This is a genomic window from Fibrobacter sp. UWH1 (assembly GCF_002210365.1).
In the GTDB taxonomy this organism is placed as follows: domain Bacteria; phylum Fibrobacterota; class Fibrobacteria; order Fibrobacterales; family Fibrobacteraceae; genus Fibrobacter.
The window spans coordinates 1-19,447 of the sequence record NZ_MWQG01000022.1; the positions used below are offsets into that span (position 1 = coordinate 1).

Annotated in this window: 13 protein-coding genes and 1 pseudogene; 7 read left to right on the forward strand and 7 right to left on the reverse strand. The window is 51.4% G+C overall.

Annotated features, from left to right (window positions below; translation table 11 throughout):
* Nucleotides 1–239, forward strand: a 239-nt coding sequence (locus tag B7992_RS10635; RefSeq protein ID WP_141100447.1) for a hypothetical protein, incomplete at its 5' end; no start/stop codon positions are given.
* A 97-nt stretch (nucleotides 240–336) separates the two neighbouring features.
* Here the strand turns inward: B7992_RS10635 and B7992_RS10640 are convergent.
* The 4 genes and pseudogenes from B7992_RS10640 to B7992_RS10650 all read right to left on the reverse strand — a co-directional run bounded on the left by B7992_RS10640 (nucleotide 337) and on the right by B7992_RS10650 (nucleotide 4,040).
* Nucleotides 337–1,908, reverse strand: a complete 1,572-nt coding sequence (locus tag B7992_RS10640; RefSeq protein WP_088666260.1) for a pitrilysin family protein — start codon at nucleotides 1,906–1,908, stop codon at nucleotides 337–339.
* A gap of 46 nt (nucleotides 1,909–1,954) precedes the next feature.
* A pseudogene (locus tag B7992_RS16380) lies at nucleotides 1,955–2,128 on the reverse strand (HIRAN domain-containing protein); the annotation flags it as partial.
* 87 nt (nucleotides 2,129–2,215) lie between these two features.
* Nucleotides 2,216–3,049, reverse strand: a complete 834-nt coding sequence (locus tag B7992_RS10645; protein WP_088666261.1) for an aldo/keto reductase — start codon at nucleotides 3,047–3,049, stop codon at nucleotides 2,216–2,218.
* 79 nt (nucleotides 3,050–3,128) lie between these two features.
* On the reverse strand, nucleotides 3,129–4,040 hold the full coding sequence (locus tag B7992_RS10650) for a cation diffusion facilitator family transporter (RefSeq protein ID WP_073155945.1): 912 nt from the start codon (nucleotides 4,038–4,040) through the stop codon (nucleotides 3,129–3,131).
* Nucleotides 4,041–4,720: 680 nt separating this feature from the next.
* Between B7992_RS10650 and B7992_RS10655 the strand changes: the two genes are divergently transcribed.
* Together B7992_RS10655 and B7992_RS10660 are read left to right on the forward strand one after the other, a co-directional pair.
* A complete protein-coding gene (locus tag B7992_RS10655) occupies nucleotides 4,721–6,094 on the forward strand; it encodes an efflux RND transporter periplasmic adaptor subunit (RefSeq protein WP_254917686.1) in 1,374 nt (457 codons plus the stop codon).
* A gap of 243 nt (nucleotides 6,095–6,337) precedes the next feature.
* Nucleotides 6,338–7,822, forward strand: a complete 1,485-nt coding sequence (locus tag B7992_RS10660; RefSeq protein ID WP_088666262.1) for a PHB depolymerase family esterase — start codon at nucleotides 6,338–6,340, stop codon at nucleotides 7,820–7,822.
* A 182-nt stretch (nucleotides 7,823–8,004) separates the two neighbouring features.
* Here the strand turns inward: B7992_RS10660 and B7992_RS10665 are convergent, their stop codons facing one another.
* The gene (locus B7992_RS10665; protein ID WP_073155937.1) at nucleotides 8,005–8,946 is read right to left on the reverse strand and encodes an aldolase catalytic domain-containing protein; all 942 of its coding nucleotides are present in this window, start codon (nucleotides 8,944–8,946) and stop codon (nucleotides 8,005–8,007) included.
* Between the two features lie 391 nt (nucleotides 8,947–9,337).
* On the opposite strand from B7992_RS10665, the gene B7992_RS10670 reads away from it, so the two are divergent.
* The gene (locus tag B7992_RS10670) at nucleotides 9,338–11,425 is read left to right on the forward strand and encodes a glycoside hydrolase family 9 protein (protein WP_254917684.1); all 2,088 of its coding nucleotides are present in this window, start codon (nucleotides 9,338–9,340) and stop codon (nucleotides 11,423–11,425) included.
* Nucleotides 11,426–11,674: 249 nt separating this feature from the next.
* On the opposite strand, the gene B7992_RS10675 is transcribed toward B7992_RS10670, so the two are convergent.
* The gene (locus tag B7992_RS10675; RefSeq protein WP_088666263.1) at nucleotides 11,675–12,556 is read right to left on the reverse strand and encodes a GRP family sugar transporter; all 882 of its coding nucleotides are present in this window, start codon (nucleotides 12,554–12,556) and stop codon (nucleotides 11,675–11,677) included.
* The gene (mnmE, locus tag B7992_RS10680; RefSeq protein ID WP_073282896.1) at nucleotides 12,546–13,928 is read right to left on the reverse strand and encodes a tRNA uridine-5-carboxymethylaminomethyl(34) synthesis GTPase MnmE; all 1,383 of its coding nucleotides are present in this window, start codon (nucleotides 13,926–13,928) and stop codon (nucleotides 12,546–12,548) included. The genes B7992_RS10675 and mnmE overlap by 11 nt, the downstream gene beginning before the upstream one ends.
* Nucleotides 13,929–14,121: 193 nt before the next feature.
* Here mnmE and B7992_RS10685 point away from each other — a divergent pair, with 193 nt between their 5' ends.
* The 3 genes from B7992_RS10685 to B7992_RS10695 all read left to right on the forward strand — a co-directional run bounded on the left by B7992_RS10685 (nucleotide 14,122) and on the right by B7992_RS10695 (nucleotide 19,366).
* The gene (locus tag B7992_RS10685) at nucleotides 14,122–15,117 is read left to right on the forward strand and encodes an aldose 1-epimerase (RefSeq protein ID WP_088666264.1); all 996 of its coding nucleotides are present in this window, start codon (nucleotides 14,122–14,124) and stop codon (nucleotides 15,115–15,117) included.
* A gap of 181 nt (nucleotides 15,118–15,298) precedes the next feature.
* Nucleotides 15,299–17,179, forward strand: coding sequence for a glycosyl hydrolase (locus tag B7992_RS10690; RefSeq protein ID WP_088666265.1), 1,881 nt, complete (start codon nucleotides 15,299–15,301; stop codon nucleotides 17,177–17,179).
* A gap of 168 nt (nucleotides 17,180–17,347) precedes the next feature.
* Nucleotides 17,348–19,366, forward strand: coding sequence for a T9SS type A sorting domain-containing protein (locus B7992_RS10695; protein WP_088666266.1), 2,019 nt, complete (start codon nucleotides 17,348–17,350; stop codon nucleotides 19,364–19,366).
* Nucleotides 19,367–19,447 lie beyond the last annotated feature (81 nt).

Sequence of the window (19,447 nt, forward strand, 5' to 3'; positions counted from 1 at the left end):
CCGGTGGCGAGCTCTTCATCCCGCTGGAAGGTATCCTTGACCCGGCTGCAGAAATTGCACGCCTCGAAAAGGAAATCGAAAAGGCCAAGAGCTTTGCCGCATCTATCGAACGCAAACTTTCCAATGAGAAGTTTGTTTCTGGTGCCCCGGAAGCCGTGGTCAACGCCGAACGCGTGAAGCTCGCAACCCAGCAAGATATCATCGCTAAGAACCAGAAAGCTCTTGAAGAGCTGAAGTAATTCAACGCGGTCTTTAATGCGAAAAAGAGGAAGTTCCCAAGGAACTTCCTCTTTTTTTATTTCAGGTTTGCGGTTTTAATTTCCGACTTAACCCATTTTATTTTTTGTCAGATTTTTTTGCAGCCTTTGCTGCAGATTCCACCGTTTTTACAGCAGTGGGTTCTGCAGTTTTCACAGCCGTTTCTGCTGGCTTTGCAGCCACAGGCTTTTCTTTCAGCAGCAGGCCTGCAACGCTGTGATCGCGGACGAAGGTCTTCTGGGCGGCTTCCTGCACAGAGGCGGCGCTAACCTTGTTCAGTTCGTCGGCCCAGGTGAGGTACATGCGATAGTCGCCGAACATTTCATACCAGGCCAGATTGGTTGCCACGTTTTCCATGTCGGTAAGGCTACGGACCAGGCCAGCGTAGGCACGGTTCTTCACCTTCTGGAATTCACGTTCGCTAACCGTTTCGGTCTTCAGTTTTTCCAGTTCTTCCCAAACGATAGCTTCCACCTTGGCGGGGTCGGCATCGGGGCGCATGTTCACGGTGACGCTGAATTCAGACACATACTTGTTGGGGCTGTTGCTTGCGCCAGCATTCACCGCCAGCTTTTCCTGTTCCACCAGACGCTTGTAAAGTTTGCCGCTGCGACCATTCAGCACGCCCTCGGCAATATCCAGAGGGTAAAGAATCGGGTCGCCCACTTCGGGAGTCTTGAACACCAGAGTAAACAGGTTGGGAGCATCGGGGCGCTTTACCGTCAGGCGCTTTTCGCCAGCCTGTTCCGGATCGCGGATGGTCAAAGGCGGAAAAGCTTCGCCGGCAGGAATATCCGCAAAATACTTCTTCACCATTTCCATGGTAGAGGTGGTATCCAGGTCGCCAGCCAACACCAAGATGGCATTGCGGGGCTTGTAATACTTGCGGTAATGTTCGTCGGCCATTTCGCGGGTCAGGTTGGCAATATCACTAGGCCAGCCAATGGTAGGCACGCGATAGGGGAAGGCCTCGTAAATTAGGGAATTCAGACTTTCGTAGTAGCGGCCCGTGGGCTTGTCGTCGTAACGCATGCGGCGTTCTTCGCGGACCACATCACGTTCGGAATAGAATTCACGGAGCACCGCATTCTGCATACGGTCGGCTTCCAGCCACATGAACAGTTCGATCTTGTTCTTGGGCAAGGTCACAATGTAAGCCGTCATCAAGTCCGTGGTAAAGGCGTTCAGCCCAGTACCGCCGGCGGCCTGGTAAGCGCCCCACAATTCATCCTTCACAAAAATCTTGCGGTGTTCGTTCACAATGGAATCGTGCTCCGCAGTCAACTTGCGGACCGTGGCCGTATCACCTGCAATCTTTGCCGGACGAATCAAGGCCTGCAGACTATCCTGCAGTTCCATAAAGCGGACATCGGCGATGCTATCCGTAATGCCTACCTTTTTGGTTCCCTTGAACAGTTCATGTTCCAGCAGGTGAGCCAGGCCAGACTTTCCCGGAACCTCGTGGACAGAACCCGTCACATAGAACAGGCGGCAGCTCACCGTAGGAGCCTGCTTATTGGGGTGCAAAAGAACCGTCAGACCGTTAGGCAAAACTTCCTTATGCACGGCAAGATTCACTTCGGCAAAAGCACTGGACACGCAGCAAGCCAAGGCTGCGCACACGGCAAAATTCTTGAACGAAAACTTCATACCCCGAAGATAGCATTTTTGATTGAATACGCCAAAGAGATACCCCCTAATCTTCCATATACAAATCAATAGTTACATCCGGAGTCATGGCGTACCAACGATTTTCATGAACAGACGCATAAACCATCTTTCCCGCATCCATCAAATTGGCCACCACGACATTATTTTTCCGGGGAACATAACCAAGCTTATTCCCTTGAGAATCCTTGACCATGATAGCATACTTATCATGTCATTCTTTGAAGCAAAAATCAATTCCGAGGATTATATCGACTTACTGAAATCCCGAAAAAGTTAAGATGTTTCTTTAAATTTCAGGCATTTCCAGCAGCTGTTCCATATCGGCGGCACTGATTTCAAAGTCCAGGGCGCCGTTTTCGCGGATGCGTTCGGCGTGGGTAGACTTGGGAAGCGTCACCAGGTTCAACTGCAGGCAGAAACGGTTTGCCAGCTGGGGCACAGACACGCCATACTTCTTGGCCATCTCGCACACCGCAGGAATGTTCATCAGGCGGCCCGTCGCATTGGGCGAATAAGCCTCCACGCGGATTCCGTTGTAGCGGCAATACTCGATCAGTTCCAGAGGCACATGGCCAATGTGAACGCGAATCTGGTTCACCACCGGCTGGACCTTGCAGTTATCCTGGATGTTCTTGATATCGTCAATGCTGAAGTTAGAAACACCGAGGCAGCGGATTTTGCCCACGTCGTAGGCGGCTTCCATGGCGCGCCACACTTCCAGATTCTCGGCATTGTAAGAAGGCGCATTCGGGTCCTTCATTTCGATCCAGGGTTTGGGCCAATGGATCAGCATCATGTCGATATGGGGCGTAGCCAAACGTTCATAGCTTTCTTGAATAGACTGTTCCGCCCCCTTGTAGCTCTTGACTTCGGCGGGCACCTTTGTGGTCAAGAAAATACTTTCGCGGTGGATTCCCGTCTTTTCGAGGGCAGCCTTCAATCCGGCGCCAACCCCAGCCTCGTTACCATAAACAACGGCGGTATCGATATGCTTATAACCTGCATCGATGGCGGCCACAACAGCGTCGGCTGCAACATCGTTCGGGGTTTGCCAAGTGCCAAGGGCAACTTTCGGAATACGGACACCATTGCTCAGTTTGAAAACTTCATCTAAAACCATGCACGACTCCTTTGAAGGCAAGTTTTCTAGAGAAATCTATACCATTTCGGGGCAATATGCAATTTGCACAGAAAATTTTTTACTTGAAGGCCTTCTTGGGGTCGAAGGGGTCTACGTGGACCATGGCATCCACCACATTTTCGCCCGCTTCCAGGATTCGGCGCTCCACTTCTTCGGAAAGATCATGGGCAGCCAGGAGGGTCATATCGGCAGGAACCACAATATGCAGGTCCACATGAAGGTCACTACCCACAAAGCGGGTCCTGAAACCATGGATACTAATGACGCCGGGAGTTTCAAGGGCTAACGTTTTTAATTTCGTCGCCGTTTCCTCAGGGGCACCAATATCTGCCACCTGGTGAATTCCAGGCCAGGCAATTTCGTAGCCCGAATGCAGAATAAAGCAAGCCACAATCAGAGCGCCCACGGAATCCGCAAACCAAAGTTCCGGGAACAGGATGCCGATCCCCACCGCAATCAACACGGGAATAGAACTGTAGGCATCGCTGCGATGGTGCCAGGCGTTGGCTTCGAGAGCCTGACTGCGGATGTTCTTGCCCGCCTTGCGCGTATAACGGAACAAGCCCTCTTTAATGGCAATGGAGAGTGCCGCCATAACAGCAGCAATCCATTCCGGATGAGACGCGCCCTCTTCTCCCAATCGCAGGGTCTGAATGGCATCGTACCCAAGCCCCAAGCCAACAGCGCAAACCGCCACACCGATCCCCACAGAAATCAGGGTCTCGAAACGGCGGTGGCCATAAGGGTGGTTAGCATCCGGCGGACAGTTCCACAACTTGGAACCCGCAATAACGGCAATATCCGTCAAAAAGTCAGACGCACTATGAATAGCATCGGCAATCAAGGCCTGAGAACCACCGATAAAACCGGCGAAGAACTTGCCCACAGACAGAGCCACGTTCCAACCCAGGCCAACCCAGGTCACATGGCGCACTTCGGCGCTGTCATCTTGCTTAACGATGCGAGTCATACCCCTAATTTAGCAACCTGTTCAAAAAAAGACTAGGACTAAGGGGAAAGGAAGGACATAAACTGCGGGGTAGATATGAGTGAACAGTGAACAGTGAAGAGTGAAGAGTGGATAGTGGGGTGTCGTCCTGAACATTCGCAAACTGTCATTCTGAACTTGTTTCAGAATCTCATAAACGCACGAGACCTTGAGCAGTTTAGTTATGAGTGATGAGTAGTGAGTAGTGAGCTAAAAGTAAGGCGCCTTTGGCGCGACTATAAAAACTCATAGCTCACAACTGAAAACTCACCGCTGGTAAGGGCGCCTCCGGCACGATTATGAAAACTCATATCCGATATCTAGATCCTTCGCTTCGCTCTGGATGACACTTCATATCTTGTATCTCGTATCTGCTTTCTAGCCATAAATACCAGGGTATACGTGTACGCAATAGTGGGTTCAACCCATGAATACATGGCAATGCATAAGTGCAATAGTGAATTTGCAGAACTTTTACACGGGTTTGCATCTGTGCAATTGCGCATCAAAAGGAGGAAACACCGGGTATGTTTCAAATTAGTTCCTCAGGGGACAATTAAGCGTCTCCCGCCAGCGTCTTTCTTTGCAACGAATCCCCTTGCTAGCGCATCTAAATAGCTGTAAAAAGTCTAATACTTTCTAAATTTTCTCCGTAAAGTATGATGAAGCTATTGAAATTCTTAATTGTAATCGCCATTTTGGCGGGCGTTGGCTATGGAGTCAAGACGTTTGTGTTTGACAAGGGGGCCGAAGCGAAGATTGCCACCTTGGTCACTTCGGAAGTTACCCTGGCCACCATTTCTACCACTATTTCTGCAACAGGTTCCCTGGAACCCGTAGACCAGGTGGAAGTGGGCACCCAGGTTTCTGGCGATATCAGCAAGCTTTTCGTGGATTTCAATTCCAAGGTCAAAAAGGGACAGGTCATTGCGGAGCTGGACAAGTCCAAGTTACAGGCCACCTTGAACCAGGCCGAAATCGCCTACAAGTCAGCCGAAAACGATTTTAACTACAAGACAAAAACTTTTGAACGTACCAAGAAGTTGGCCGAAAGCAACAGCGCCAGCGCCGTGGAACTGGAATCTGCCGAGTACAGCGTAAATGCCGCCAAGTTCACCATGGAACAGCGCAAGAACGAAGTGGCCCAGGCCCGCCTGAATCTCAGTTACGCCACCATCAAGAGCCCCATTAGCGGCGTAGTTTTGAAGCGCGCCGTAGACGTGGGCCAGACCGTGGCCGCCTCCATGAGCACCCCCACCCTGTTCATTATCGCAAAGGACTTGAGCCAAATGAAGGTTATGGCCGACGTAGACGAAGCGGATATCGGACAGGTAAAAGCCGGCCAGCGTGTTGAATTTACAGTGGACGCATTCCAGGACGACAAGTTCAGCGGCAAGGTTCAGGAAGTACGCCTGAACCCCACCACCACAAGCAACGTGGTGACTTACACCGTGGTCATTACCGCCGACAATCCGGATCAGAAATTGCTGCCGGGCATGACCGCCACCTGTACCATCGTAACGAAGGAAGTTCAGGACGCCATTTCCATTCCGGCAAAGGCATTGAAGTTTACACCCAACGAAAGCACTCCCATGGCGGACTTCAAGGATATGCCACGCCCGCCTATGCCTCCCGAAGGTTTCGGCCCGCCGCCAGGATTCAAGGAAGGCGAAATGCCCCCGCCGCCCCCGGGAATGGATGGTCCTCCTCCTGGCGGTCCTGGTGCTGGCGGCCCTCCCCCGGGAATGGGTCCCGGCGGTCCTGGCGGATTCGGCAAGGGTGGCTTTGGCGGAAAGCGTAAGCCCGGCAAGCAGAAAGGCAGAAACATGGTCTGGGTCAGCGTCAACGGGAAGGCTGCCCCCCGCCCCATCAAGATTGGCATTAGCGACGGCGTGAACGTGGAAATCCTGAAGGGTCTAAGCGTTGGTGACGTCGTGATTACCGGCCAGGAAATCGAGACCGAAGTCAAGGCCGAAAAGGAAAAGGCAAGCAGCCCCTTTATGCCTGGCCCTCCGGGAAAACGCAAGAAGAAATAATCCCACGCAGACCAGGATCTGCGCGGCAAGAGAGAGAGAAAGTCTTCGCTACGGCGGAGACTTTTTTATTATTCGGGAACATTATTCCCGAAGGAAACGCAAACGAGAACAATCACCCCGTTTTTTCTTAATGTCAGTTTTATTTATCATCTTTTTCCAGGGGATTCTCTGCGTAATTATTCTAACTTGAGTTTGGTTTTGTAAATCAAGGTGTGTTCGGGATAAAACTCTAAAGGAGATTTTATGTTTTTGAAGCATGCCCTGGGTGGCGTTCTTGTCACCGCAATTGCAGCCTCCGCGTGGAATCTTGACGGTACCGTGGTCAACACAGACAACGAGCCTCTGGAAGGCGTTAACATCACCTGCTACAACTATGGTGGCTACACCGCAACAAGCGACGCCCAAGGAAGATTTTCCATCGGCGATAAAATAACGACTGCAATTGCAGACGCCTCTATTCAAAACAAAATTGCCGTAGCCAAAAATGGAAACGTCTTGAGCATTGCCAACCCCAGCGGTAATCCCTTCAAGGTTTCTATGATGGACGCTCTTGGCAAGATGATGATGCAGCAGGAGTTCAATTCACAGAACACCTCCATCGACATTCAGAAATTCGCTGGCCAGAAATTCATGATTCTGAAGGTGTCCAGCAGTAGCGTAAACGACAACTACATCGTAAGTCGCGGTGCCTTGATGAAGGCTGGCGACCCTCTGCCCTACTTGGCATTCTCTCTTACCGGATACAAGATTTTCAGCTATACCATGGCCGAAGAGGAGGAAACTGGAAAAGTCTTTACCTTGGAAAAGCAGGACTTGACAGCATCCAGTTCTTCTATGACTTGGGAGCAGCCTAGCTCTTCTTCTATGACTTGGGGACCGGCAAGTTCCGCATCCCAGAGTTCCGCCTCCACAGCAAGATCCAGCTCCAGCGTCGAACTGATTGTAAATTGCGCCAGCAAGACTGCAAAGGCCGGCGATCAGACCATGAGCGTAAACGTAGATGGACAGACCCGAACCTTCATCATGCACGTTCCCAGCGCCTACAAGGGCGACAAGGCAGTCCCTCTGGTCATTGACTTCCACGGTATCGGCGGTAATGGTCAGGGACAGATGGGCGGAACCCAATTGAGGGCTCAGACTGATCCTGAAGGCGTCATCTCCCTGTACCCCAACGGAGCAAGCGCAGCCTGGAACGTAGGCCCCTGCTGCTCTACCGCAGACGACGTAAAGTTCACCCGCGAAATGATCAAGGCGGCCAGCGAATCCGCCTGCATCGACAAGAAGCGCGTGTACGCCAGCGGCTTCTCTATGGGCGGTGGCATGACCAATCATCTGGCTTGCAACTTGGCCGATGAACTGGCCGCCGTGGCACCTTCCGCAATGGACCTGAATACCGTCAACAGCGCATCCTGCAACCCGGCTCGCCCCATTCCCATTATCATGTACCGCAGCACTAGCGATGGCGTCTGCGTCTATCAGGGTGGCGACAGCGGTCGCGGCGACGGCCTGAACTTCCTCGGCGCCGAAAAGAACTTCACCTTCTGGGGCCAAAAGAATGGCTGTACCGGCAACCCCACAGAAAGCCGAGACGGCAACGTCACCGTGAAGGAATACTCCAACTGCATGGACGGCGTGAAGGTTGTATTCCGCAACGATCCTAACGCAGGCCACTCCTATGCTGACGGCAAATCTGCCTGGGCATTCCTGAAGCAGTGGCAGCTGCAGTAATCAAGAATTCATCTACTCCTTCTAACAAAAAATCCCGAGTCCGTGAAAAAAACGGAACTCGGGATTTTTTATGAAGCGACTCTCGGCTCTTAATCGTGGGACTCTTGCCCCGCGGGCTGCGAGTCTACGGCCAAAGGTTTTGTTATCCAGGCAAGTTTACTTGCCTGCGCACCAAAACCTCTTTAGTCGTTCATCATATGGTTGTAGAACTTGGAGTAGTTGTCCTTGTCTTCGGTCTTGCGGACGGCGATTGCATCCTGCGGGTGACGGTTCAGCATACCTGTGATCATCTGCGGAATGATGTAGCCCCATTCGTACTTGGCCTGGAGCGGGAGGAACAGTTCCTGGTAAGCATCGAGAACCGGACGGAGATCGTACTTGGGGTTCTTCAGGAAGCCAAGGAGAAGTTCGGTGGTGCAGTTGCCAGCGCCACGGCCCATACCGGAAACGGAACCGTCCAGGAAGTCAACGTGGTTGATGATAGCCTGAATGGTGTTAGAGAAAGCCAGCTGCTGGTTGTTATGACCATGGAAGCCGAACTGCTTGTTCTTCACGATGCCACGGTAGCGAGCCATTTCCTTATCGATGTCTTCCTGGTAGAAGGCGCCGAAGCTGTCTACGAGGTACAGAACGTCAGCCTTACATTCTTCGTTCACCTGGTGCAGAGCTTCATCCAGTTCCGGACCGCGGTCACGGCTAACAGCCATGATGTTCAGAGTGGTTTCGTAACCCATCTGGTTGAAGGCGTTCACCATTTCGATACCCTTGTCGATGTTCTTCACGTAAGAAGCAACGCGGAACATCTGGTAGGGGCTTTGGTCAGCGGGCTTCACAGCGTCCATGTTCACGCGGCCCACGTCAGCCATCACGGCCATCTTCATCTTGGAATCGATGCCGTCCTTCACCTTCCACAGCAGATCGTCATCGCAGAACTTCCACGGACCGTATTCCTTGGGGTCGAACAGTTCCGGAGAGTTCTTGTAACCCATTTCCATGTAGTCGACGCCAGCGGCGGACAGGAGGGTGTAAAGACGACGGACGAATTCCAGGGAGAAGTCGTGCTTGTTGACGAGACCACCGTCGCGGATGGTGCAGTCGAGAACCTTAATGCTTTCGTAGTACATAGTAGCTTATAGGTTAAAGGTTAAAGTGTAAAAGTTAAAGGGCCTGCGGCCCGATTTCTTATGAGGGTAAAGGTAGATTAATAGGTGGGTTCGCACAAGGGGACAGCTAACCTAGAGAAGAACTTTATGCATTTTAAACGCATTTTTTGCGTTAATAACACTCTAACACCCTATTTTTGATGGTATTCAGGACATTACAAAAGCATAAAATCACCTCATTTTCAACACAATCCATAGAATCCATCAAGGTCGACAAGCCTATGACGGGCCAACCCACCTTTATTTTAACGCAATTTTTGCGTAATTGTTAATCTAAAAGGTTAGCTTCGTTCTCCCGATGTCCATCCATCCCCTTTTAATCTTCTTGAACTACGGAATTAAATTTTATCTCATGAGAACTAAGATTTTTACCGTATCGACTTTAGCAGCGCTGGCCTCCATCGCCAACGCAGACAACGCCTTTTACTACAACCAGGTGGGTTATGACGTAGGTCAGCCCGTTTCCGTTATCGTGGAAAGCGACAAGAACCTGGAAGGGGTCAACTGGACTTTGTTCGGCGGCGGTTCCGATGGAATGCTGGGCGGCAGCATCAAGGGCGGAACTTTTGGCGCAGGCGTCAATCCGGATAACTGGAGCAAGAACGGCAAATACTATGTCATCGACTTGGGCGATTCCCTTAAAGCAGGCACATACTACGTCAGCGTCAACGAAGGCTCCCCTTCTACATCAGATTATTTCGTGGTTGCAGAAAACGCCCTGGCCGCCAACACCTTGAAGTCCGTGATGGATTACTTCTACAAGGATCGCGCCGACAAGGATCCTATCGTGGGCTGGGACAAGAGTGTTCCTCTGGAAGGGAGCGGCACCAAGGTGGACGTTCACGGCGGTTGGTATGACGCCAGCGGCGACGTGAGTAAGTACCTTAGCCACCTGTCTTATGCAAACTATTTGAACCCGCAGCAAATTCCGCTAACGGTGTGGGCCTTGGCATTCGCCGCAGAAAAAATGCCCGCCGCATTGAGCGCCAATCCGTCTACCGTTACCGCAGTGGATGAAGCCATCTACGGCGCAGACTTCCTAGTCCGCATGCTGAGCGAAGAAGGCTACTTCTACATGACCGTATTCGATAGCTGGGGACAAGCCGACCGTAGCGTCTGCGCCTTTAGCGGAAGCGAAGGCACAAGAAGTTCCAAGTACCAGACCGCATTCCGCGAAGGTGGCGGCATGGCGATTGCAGGCCTTGCCCGAGCCTCTATGCTGAAGAAGAACGGCGACTACACCAGCGAACAATACCTGGCCGCAGCAAAGAAGGGCTTTGAACATTTGCAGTCCAAGCAGTCTATTGGTGGAAGCTGCGCCTATTGCGACGACGGCAAGGAAAACATCATCGACGATTACACCGCGCTGTTGGCAGCAATGGAACTATATAGCGCAGGTGCTTCATCGGAAAAACATGACTACTACAACGAAGCCCTCAAACGCGCAGAACACCTGATTGACCGACTCAGTGATGAAGGATTCTTCTGGAGCGATGACGCTAAGACTCGTCCCTTCTGGCACGCCAGCGACGCAGGGCTTCCTCTAGTCGCGCTATGCCGTTTTGCAGAGTTAGCACACGAAATGGACTTGTGCCCCGGTGGCGGTTGCGCCTCCCGCGAACTTCCCGTGGTTAAAGACGCTATCAGCAAGCATCTAAACTGGCTTATCTCCGTTACAAACGAAGTGGGCAATCCCTTCGGTTACGCACGTCAAACCGCCAAGACACAAAACACCATCAAGAACACCTTCTTTATCCCCCACGATAACGAAAGTAATTACTGGTGGCAAGGCGAAGACGCTCGATTGGCCAGCCTTTCTGCCGCAGCCGTATACGCAACAAAAGTTCTAGGAGACACCCCGAACAAAAAAGAAATCAACAAGTACGCTACCGATCAGCTGGACTGGATTTTGGGAAAGAACCCTTACGGCGTGTGCATGATGTACAAGAAGGGAAAGAAGAATCCCGCCATCTATGATGGATCTTCCAATTACGACGCCACCCTCGAAGGCGGTATCGCCAACGGCATTTCCGGATTGAACACAGACGGTAGCGGAATCGTGTGGGACGACGTCAACGCCATTAACGGAAAATCTTGGGACAACTGGCGTTGGATTGAACAGTGGCTCCCCCACAGCACTTGGTACCTGATGGCACTAGCCACCCGCTATGACGAAGTGACTCGAGAAGCAACAGGCGCAAAGGACGGAATCGTTACTCAAATCGCAACAGGCTTCAACATGAGCCTGAATGGCCGAACCCTGATTGTAAACCTGCAGAATGCAAAGTCTTCTAGTATCCAGTTGACAGACTTGAAGGGCCGCAAAGTCATGAACCAGCCGGCAGTTGCAGGCCATGCCACTCTGAACCTGCAGACTCTGAAGAGCGGCGTTTATATTGTGAAGGTAGGTAATACCGTAAAGAAGATTGCCGTCAAGTAAGGTCGCTCAAGAGTACTCACTCAAAAAGGCAGTGGAAAGAGTCCTAGACAGGAGAAATCCACCGCCTTTTTATTATGTTATCCACAAAATAAGGTGAAACACATACAAAAATAGCTCCCAAAGGAGCAATTTTCACCGCTACGGTCCAAATTCGCGTAGGATTTTTACACACAAAATAAAGAAAAGGCAGTGGAAAGAGCTTCAAACAATGGTTTTCCACCGCCTTTTTCGCGTACATCCAAGATTCAATTACCCCTTGGAAAGGGTCAAGAGCACTGCGCCGGCGAGAATTACAAATGTCGCCAGCAGAAGTCTGATGCGTTCCTTGGCAGTCTTGTATTCGCCAAAGACAATCACACCCCAGCAAAGGTTCACCAGCAAATTAAGCTGAGTCAAGGGATAGCCAACGGCATATCCCAAGGAACCGCCTGCAGCAATAGGAGCGATAGCCCAGAAGCAACCGTGCATGCCAAAAGTCCAAAGGGCACCTGTACCCACGCAAATGAGGCTTGGCACCAGCGGGAAATCAAATGCCTTCTTACGTTTGAGCATGAGGATGCCCACCAGAATCTGGCTTCCCACAAAGATGCCGATAGAAAGGGGGCACATAAATTCCAGGTCGGAAAGCTGAAGGCCATGGGCAGTCGCTATTTTGAAAGGTATGAGGTAAGTACCGAAAACAAAACCGCCCAAAAAAGAACGCCAGTTCTTAAAAACGGAGCCTCCTGAGGAAGGCGTCAAGCGGGACAGGCCCACCAGAAAGCATACAATCGCCGGGATGGACAACGCAAAGTTGGAAGGTTCTCCAAACAGCAGAACACCGGAAAGGAAGGAAGCCAGGATGCTCACTCCCATGGCACGGACACCTGCTCCAGCAAGGTCAGCCTCGGCTTGAACCGCCCAGAAGCTGAAAGCCCCGCCTGCCACCCACAAAAGACCGCAAAGCAGGCCCATGGGGTTCAAGTTGAAAGATCCTGTCACAAAGGCAATCACCAGGGAACAAATTAACGCCCCCGTGGTCATCATGGAAAGGAAGGACCAGGAAGAATAGGAAGACCATTTCTTCAGCGGCACCATGTAGGAGCCAAATATGAAAATGGCGAGCAGCGCGCCAATATAACTATTTCCCAATGCAGAACCCCGCAAAGATGGATTGTAAAACGTCTTCAGATGAGATTTCGCCGGTAATGCTCTGGAGGGCGCGGCGAACGATTTGCATTTCAAAGGCCAGCAGTTCTACTGCGGGATTGGAACGCAACTGTAGAAGCACGCGATCGATGCCGGCAAGAGCATCTTCGAGGCAGGCCTTTTCGCGTTCGCTTGTGATCCAGAGGTCTTCGGAATTTTCGCGATTCTTGAAAAGGCGGGCGTTGAGAGCGGATTTAAGTTCAGCGAGACCTGCGCCTGTTTTTGAAGATATGGCAAGTTGCCCCTGAACCGAGTTCAGAGCGACATCCCTAGAAAGGTCAGCCTTCGTTTGCAGAACAAGATCCGGATGAACATTCATGCCTACTGGATCCTTCACCCCTTCGGGGTTCAGGATGACGCTAGTTGTTCCATCAACTAACAAGATTTTCATATCCGCTTCAGCCAAAATTTGCTTACTCTTTTCCATGCTTAAGGCATCCAGAGCGTCGGCAGCCTTTTCGGCAAGGCCAGCGGTATCCACCAGACGGATTTCGCCACCATCCAGGAACAGACGGACTTCCACGAAGTCGCGGGTGGTTCCCGCAATGTCACTGACAAGAATACGGTCTTCACCTAGCAATGCATTTACCAAGCTGGACTTACCTGCATTAGGGGCTCCATACAAGACCACCAGAGGCAAGCGGCCCACTTCAGCCTTGCCGCGGAAACTATCCAGAATTCCCTGAACCGACTGGCGAATGGCCACAAAGCGGGTTTCCCAGCCAGCGTAATCCGGATCCGCCTCTTCTTCGGCGAAATCCACATCCAGTTCCATGCGGGCAGAAATATCCTTCACCTGCTCGGTGAGGGCAGAAACCTTTTTAGAAAGGGCGCCTCCCAGCAAACGGTGGGCGTTTTCCAATTCGGAACGGTTTGCGCTGTGAATCACGTCAGCCACAGACTCCGCCTGGGTCAAGTCCATCTTCCCGTTCAAAAAAGCTCGACGGGTATATTCACCCGGTTCAGCCAGGCGCACCCCCTCTACCATTCGGCAAGCCTGAAGCAGGTCACGGACAATTAGGGGATTGCCATGGGGGTAAAGTTCCAGGACATCTTCGCCAGTATAAGAATTGGGACCTTCAAAATACAAGTACAGCAGACTATCAATCACAGCCCCGGCACGGCATCCACCTTCAACAGAAGCTGGCCACTTGGCTGTACCCAGTTTTGCCATGTGGGATTTAAGCCCAGCCACGGCCTTTTCACCAAAGAGGGTCTTCACCACGGATTTCACCTGGGGGCCGCTGACACGAATGGCAGCCACGGCACTTACGCCGTTGGGGGTCATCGGGGCTACAATAGTCTGTTTTTCCATGGTGTGAAAAATAGAAATTCATTTTTCTCTGTCCAATACAACAAAATGGACCATTGACGGAATTGTGTTAACTGTGATTTACGGCAAATCATGCTTACAAAAAACTTCCACAAATTGGCAAGACTAATACATTTTTATTACTCGGCTATATTCACTATTGGAATGCTGATTTTATTATCTAGATTCCCTACATATGAGTCAGTTCAAGATTATTTCTCGCCCCCTGGGTACTGTCCAGTGTTATGTATTGCAGCGCGATGACGGTGCAGAATTCGAAATCCTTAGCGGCTACGGTGGAGGCCTTAACGCCTGGCGCGTACCCGTAAATGAAAAACACGGCGAACTGCTTGATCTATTGTTCGGTTACCGCGACGGTTCCACCATCCACCAGGTGGGCCCTGATACCAACGCCGGCTGCCGACTGACCCCCTTCCCGGGAAGAACCGGTTTTGCCAAATTCAACTGGAACGGCAACGAATACCAGCTGGAAAACAACGTCAGCTGGGCTCCCCACGCCCTTCATGGTTTCTTGCAGAACAGGGAATGGACTTTCCAGAGTTTTGAAAGCGATAACGACTGCTGCACAGCAGTATTCACTTGCGACTGGTCTGGCGCCTACGCCGGCTTCCCCTTCCCCTTCCGCGCCACCAACACCATCATCTACACAGGTGAAAAGGTGACCATCTACTCCAAGGTCGAAAACCTGGGCCAGAAGGACATGCCCTATTCCGAAGGTTGGCACCCCTACTTCAGCCTGGGCGAAAAGATTGACGAACTAACCCTCTCCATGCCTGTGACAAATCTGGCCGTGCTGGATTCCGCAGACCTCCCCACCGGCAACTTCAAGGAAGACTCCCGTTTCGTCCCGTCTCGCAAGATTTCCGATGAATTCATCAATGACTGTTTCTGCCTGGGCAAGGAATTCGCCCAGACTCCCGCCGATGCAGATTTCATCAACAACGCACACGTTTTGCTGGAAAGCGAGAAGTACCTGCTGGACATCTGGCAGCGCGCCGGTATCGAACAGTATAACGCCATCCAGATGTACACTCCCCCCGACCGCATGAGCATCGCCATCGAGCCCATGACCACGGAACCGGATGCCCTGAACCATCACCGCGGTCTCATCGTGATTCCTCCGGGCGAATCCCGCACTTTTGAGTTCGGCTTCAACTTTATTGAGAAATAGCTTTTCTATTTCGCAACACACTTAAAGAAAATGGCTTTTTTCGAAAGAAAACGCCATTTTTTTCATTAAAAAGTTTGTTGTGTTCCATTCAACGTTATTACAACATAGAACATCAAAAAAAGAATTCTCTCCTCTCAGGAATATAATTTTAGTCAAGTAAATCTTTTTGTATGGAGTGTTTATGAATATCAAGAAATCCCTCTTGGCATTTGGCTTGGCTGCAACTGCAGCTATTCTGACAACAGCATGCTCAGACGATTCTAGCAGCGGTCCTGAAGAACAGACTACCGTTGTGGGAGATGATCCCGCCGCCACACCTAGCGACAGCACCGGCACACCTTCTGGCACTCCTACCGACACATCTAACACGACCATCGATACCACTGCAGTATCTGACAACGGAAACGAAGGAAACAACACTCCGATTACCAACGTGCCCGGAACCTTCAGCTACGCTCCGGTTACAGAAGGAGCTACTGCTAGCGCCCAGAAGCTTTACAACTTCCTCGCCACCAACTTCGGTTCTCGTACAGTTTCCGGTGTTCAGACCGGTGACGTCAACACAGCCACCGTCAAGGAAATGATCGACGTCAAGGCCGTATACGAAGCCGCAGGCAAATATCCCGCGCTGGTGGGTTTTGACTTCCTGTTCGCAAACGGTGTCAATGCCGGAGATGCATGGTACAAGAGTTATACAAAGATGGCTGTGGAAGCAGCAGCGGACCTTTGGAAGCAGGGCGGTATTCCGGCCTTCTCCTGGCACTGGAAGGACCCCAGCCACGCTATCGACGCCTTCTACACCAAGAAGGGTAACGCCAGCGAATTTACCACTTTTGACTACGCTGCAGGTTTTAAGGCAGGAACCACCGAATGGGACGAAACATCCGAAGCCTACCAGCAGATTGTCGCCGACATTGATGAAATTTCTGAATACTTCCTCCAGCTTCAGGAACAGGGCGTAGCTGCAATCTTCCGTCCCCTTCATGAATCCGGTGGAGCCTGGTTCTGGTGGAGCGCCACCGACAAGATGCACCAGGGCGCAGAATACGCAGCCCTTTACCGCCTTGTATATGACCGCATGGTCAAGGTCAACGGTGTAAAGAACCTGGTATGGGTGTGGAATGCAGAAAAGACAATCTTCAGCGATGCAACGTGGGATCCGGGTAGTGCCTATTACGACGTGTTCTCCGTAGACATCTACAACAAGTCCTATGACTATCAGAGCAACGCAGCTGTATTCAGCAACATGAAGACTATTCATGGCGACAAGATCATCGCACTCTCTGAAAATGGTCCTATCCCTGACGCATCCCTGATGCACGCCGACAACGCCGTCTGGAGCTGGAACATGCCTTGGTATGAAAGCTGGGACGGCAAGTACGTCAGTAAGACCAAGAACACCGTCTGGGCAGCTAATTTGGCAGACCCCTGCGTATTCGCCCTGGAAGACATGCCCGGTTGGGACAACTACGTCATCAGCAACGCTCCTGCAGCAGCATGCGTCGTCGGATACGCCCTTGCAGACCTGGATACCGCCGTTGAAAAGGCACCCCTCGTGCTTCCTGAAGACATCGCCACCAATGGATACTTGCAGGTTGTCATGACAGCAAGTTCTCCAGAAGACACCGTTCGCGGCAACGTAGTCCTCCACGGAGGTTCCGTCGTCGACCTGTCCAAGGCAACCAAGCTCACATTCAATGTTGACAATTCCAATAACGGAGACGGTCTGTGGTTCACCATCGCCTTCATGGACTCCAAGTGGAAATGGGCTCAGCCCGACGGCTGCTGGATTAACGGCGGCGCCAAGGAAGCCTGTGAAATTGATCTTGCAACAACAGCCGCAAACCAGACCGTTCTTGAAGGTGAAGAACTGACAGCCTATCTCGCAGACGTTTCCACAATCCTCCTGGAAATTTCCACCCCGGGTGTAAACGGAACGATTTTCTACGACGATGTTGTCGCAGACGACGGAACAGCTTTGAGCGATTTCAACAAACCCGCCACAGTTGAAGTCCAGGAAGGACAGTTCATGGACGCAACCATTATCGGTGGCGCACAGTAATCCCTTTTTCTACAAAGGTAAAAGTTTATGCTTCGGGATAAAATTCCGAAGCATTTTTTGTTTTGATAAAAAAAAAAAACACTTTGATTTAAACTACCAAAATAAATTATATTAACTCTGTTGTTTGGTATTTTTGCGTCTCTGAAGACGCTTGTTTGGAGTATACTTATGAACAAAATTTTAAAAAAAGCTTTAGCGCTTTCCCTGGTGGGCGGCGCCTTTTTCGCAACTTCAGCCATGGCCGCAAACGGCGATGGTTATAAAATGAGCATTTGCGCAAACGACAAGAGCAAGCTCTGCTACAACGGCAATGAAGTATTTCTCAACGGCATGAATATCGCCTGGTGGAATTTCAGCCAGGACGTTGGTAAGGACGCCAACGGCAAGCTGATGACCATCGACGAAAATGCAGTCCGTAAGGATTTGAAGGATCTTCGCGCTGCAGGCGGTAACTCCATTCGTTGGTGGCTTTTCACCAACAACACCATGGACCCAAGCTTTGATCCCACCACCCATTACGCCACAGGCATCGAAGAACAGACCATCAAGAACGTCGGTATGGTTCTGGATATCGCCGAAGAATACGGCATCGTGGTAGACCTCTGCCTTCTTTCCTTCGACATGATGAAGAAGGACTACGAAAGCACAACAAGTTGGGGCGGTCGTTTTGACTTTACCGCCAACGAATTGATTCTTAAGGAAGAAGCCGCCACACAGGCTTTCATTGACAAGGCTGTGCTTCCGCTGGTAAAGGCATACAAGAATCATCCCGCACTCCTCGCCTGGGAAGTATTCAATGAACCGGAAGGCATGACCAGCACCGAGAACTTCGGCAACGGCTGGGGCACCGAGCTGGTGGACATCAAGTACATCCAGCGCGTCATCAACATGACTGCCGACGCCATCCACAAGGAAGCCCCCAACAACCTGGTTTCTAACGGTAGCGCCCGCTTTACTATGACCAGCGACAAGTGCGGCAAGAACTACTATACCGACGCCATGCTCCTGGCCGCCGGCGAAAACAAGTACCCCAAGGGAACTCTGGACTTCTACCAAGTTCACTACTATCCCGAATGGAACCCCAACAGCGCAAGTCCCTTCCACAACCCATACAGCTACTACATGCTGGACAAGCCCATGGTGGTAGGCGAGCTCCCGGGTGCTGACTGGGTGAACGTGAACACCAGTGGTGGCAACCTCAGCAGCGACCCTGCTGGATCTCGCCAGATGACCATTGCAGATGCTTACACCTACGCATTCAAGAACGGCTATTCCGGCGCCATGGGCTGGACACTCCATGAAGAAGCCGGCAACAGTTTCTACCTGAACGCCATCTGGAGCCTCGCCAATTCCGCAGAAGCTCTTACAACCATCTACAAACTGGATTCCACCAAGGTGAAACTTTCTGACTTTACCGCATCCGCCGGTGGACAGAACGGCTGGATGAAGGTGACCTACGCTGGCGTCGACGCTTCTGAAGGAGCAAACCTGACATACAATTTCACAACCAACCTGGGAACAGCAAAGGCTATTACCTTTACCGTAAAGAACAACTCCACCAGCGATCTTCAGTACACCATGGCCATGAAGACCAACGCCAGCGATACTCACATCAAATGGGGCTGGTACAATGCCAACAGTTACTGCGACGTAGCAGCAGGCGAAACCGCAACTTGCACCTTCCCCATCAACAAGTTCGCCTACTGGGAAGACGACTTCCCCATCACCAGCAATCTAGGCAACCTCAGCCAAGTCATTATCAAGATGACTACGGATGCCTTCAGCGGCGAAGTTATGATTGACAATGTGGTCGTTGATGGTGGAGCAATCGTCATCAACAACTTCGATACAGAATTCGACACCTTCTCCCCGGAACAGGCTACCATTACCAAGGTGGAAACTTACTTTGACGGAACTCCGGCAACGACAGCAATCAAGGCTACCGCAGCAGCACCTGCTACAAAGATGTCTGTAAACGGAAACTGCATCATGTTCACTGCCGCTTCCGCGGGCCTGGTCAACGTAGATGTGTTCGGTATGAACGGCAAGCGCGTCGCCACCCTCTATCGCGGAACCCTGTCTGCAGGCACCCACGCATTCGATATGACCGACATGTCCAAGGGTCAGTACATCGTACGCGTCAAGGGCGCAGGCATCACCGCAACCCAGCCGATCATCATCAAGTAATTCATCAAGTTTGATGTGTGGGAAAACGTCGCGGGACACCGCGGCGTTTTTTTCTAAAAGAATATGTATACATGGAGTTTT

Coding starts and splice junctions, on each gene's coding strand:
- B7992_RS10645 (WP_088666261.1), bottom strand. CDS start 3,049: ATGGTTTTAGATGAAGTTTTCAAACTGAGCAATGGTGTCCGTATTCCG.
- B7992_RS10640 (WP_088666260.1), bottom strand. CDS start 1,908: ATGAAGTTTTCGTTCAAGAATTTTGCCGTGTGCGCAGCCTTGGCTTGC.
- B7992_RS10660 (WP_088666262.1), top strand. CDS start 6,338: ATGTTTTTGAAGCATGCCCTGGGTGGCGTTCTTGTCACCGCAATTGCA.
- B7992_RS10670 (WP_254917684.1), top strand. CDS start 9,338: ATGAGAACTAAGATTTTTACCGTATCGACTTTAGCAGCGCTGGCCTCC.
- mnmE (WP_073282896.1), bottom strand. CDS start 13,928: ATGGAAAAACAGACTATTGTAGCCCCGATGACCCCCAACGGCGTAAGT.
- B7992_RS10685 (WP_088666264.1), top strand. CDS start 14,122: ATGAGTCAGTTCAAGATTATTTCTCGCCCCCTGGGTACTGTCCAGTGT.
- B7992_RS10650 (WP_073155945.1), bottom strand. CDS start 4,040: ATGACTCGCATCGTTAAGCAAGATGACAGCGCCGAAGTGCGCCATGTG.
- B7992_RS10695 (WP_088666266.1), top strand. CDS start 17,348: ATGAACAAAATTTTAAAAAAAGCTTTAGCGCTTTCCCTGGTGGGCGGC.
- B7992_RS10690 (WP_088666265.1), top strand. CDS start 15,299: ATGAATATCAAGAAATCCCTCTTGGCATTTGGCTTGGCTGCAACTGCA.
- B7992_RS10665 (WP_073155937.1), bottom strand. CDS start 8,946: ATGTACTACGAAAGCATTAAGGTTCTCGACTGCACCATCCGCGACGGT.
- B7992_RS10655 (WP_254917686.1), top strand. CDS start 4,721: ATGAAGCTATTGAAATTCTTAATTGTAATCGCCATTTTGGCGGGCGTT.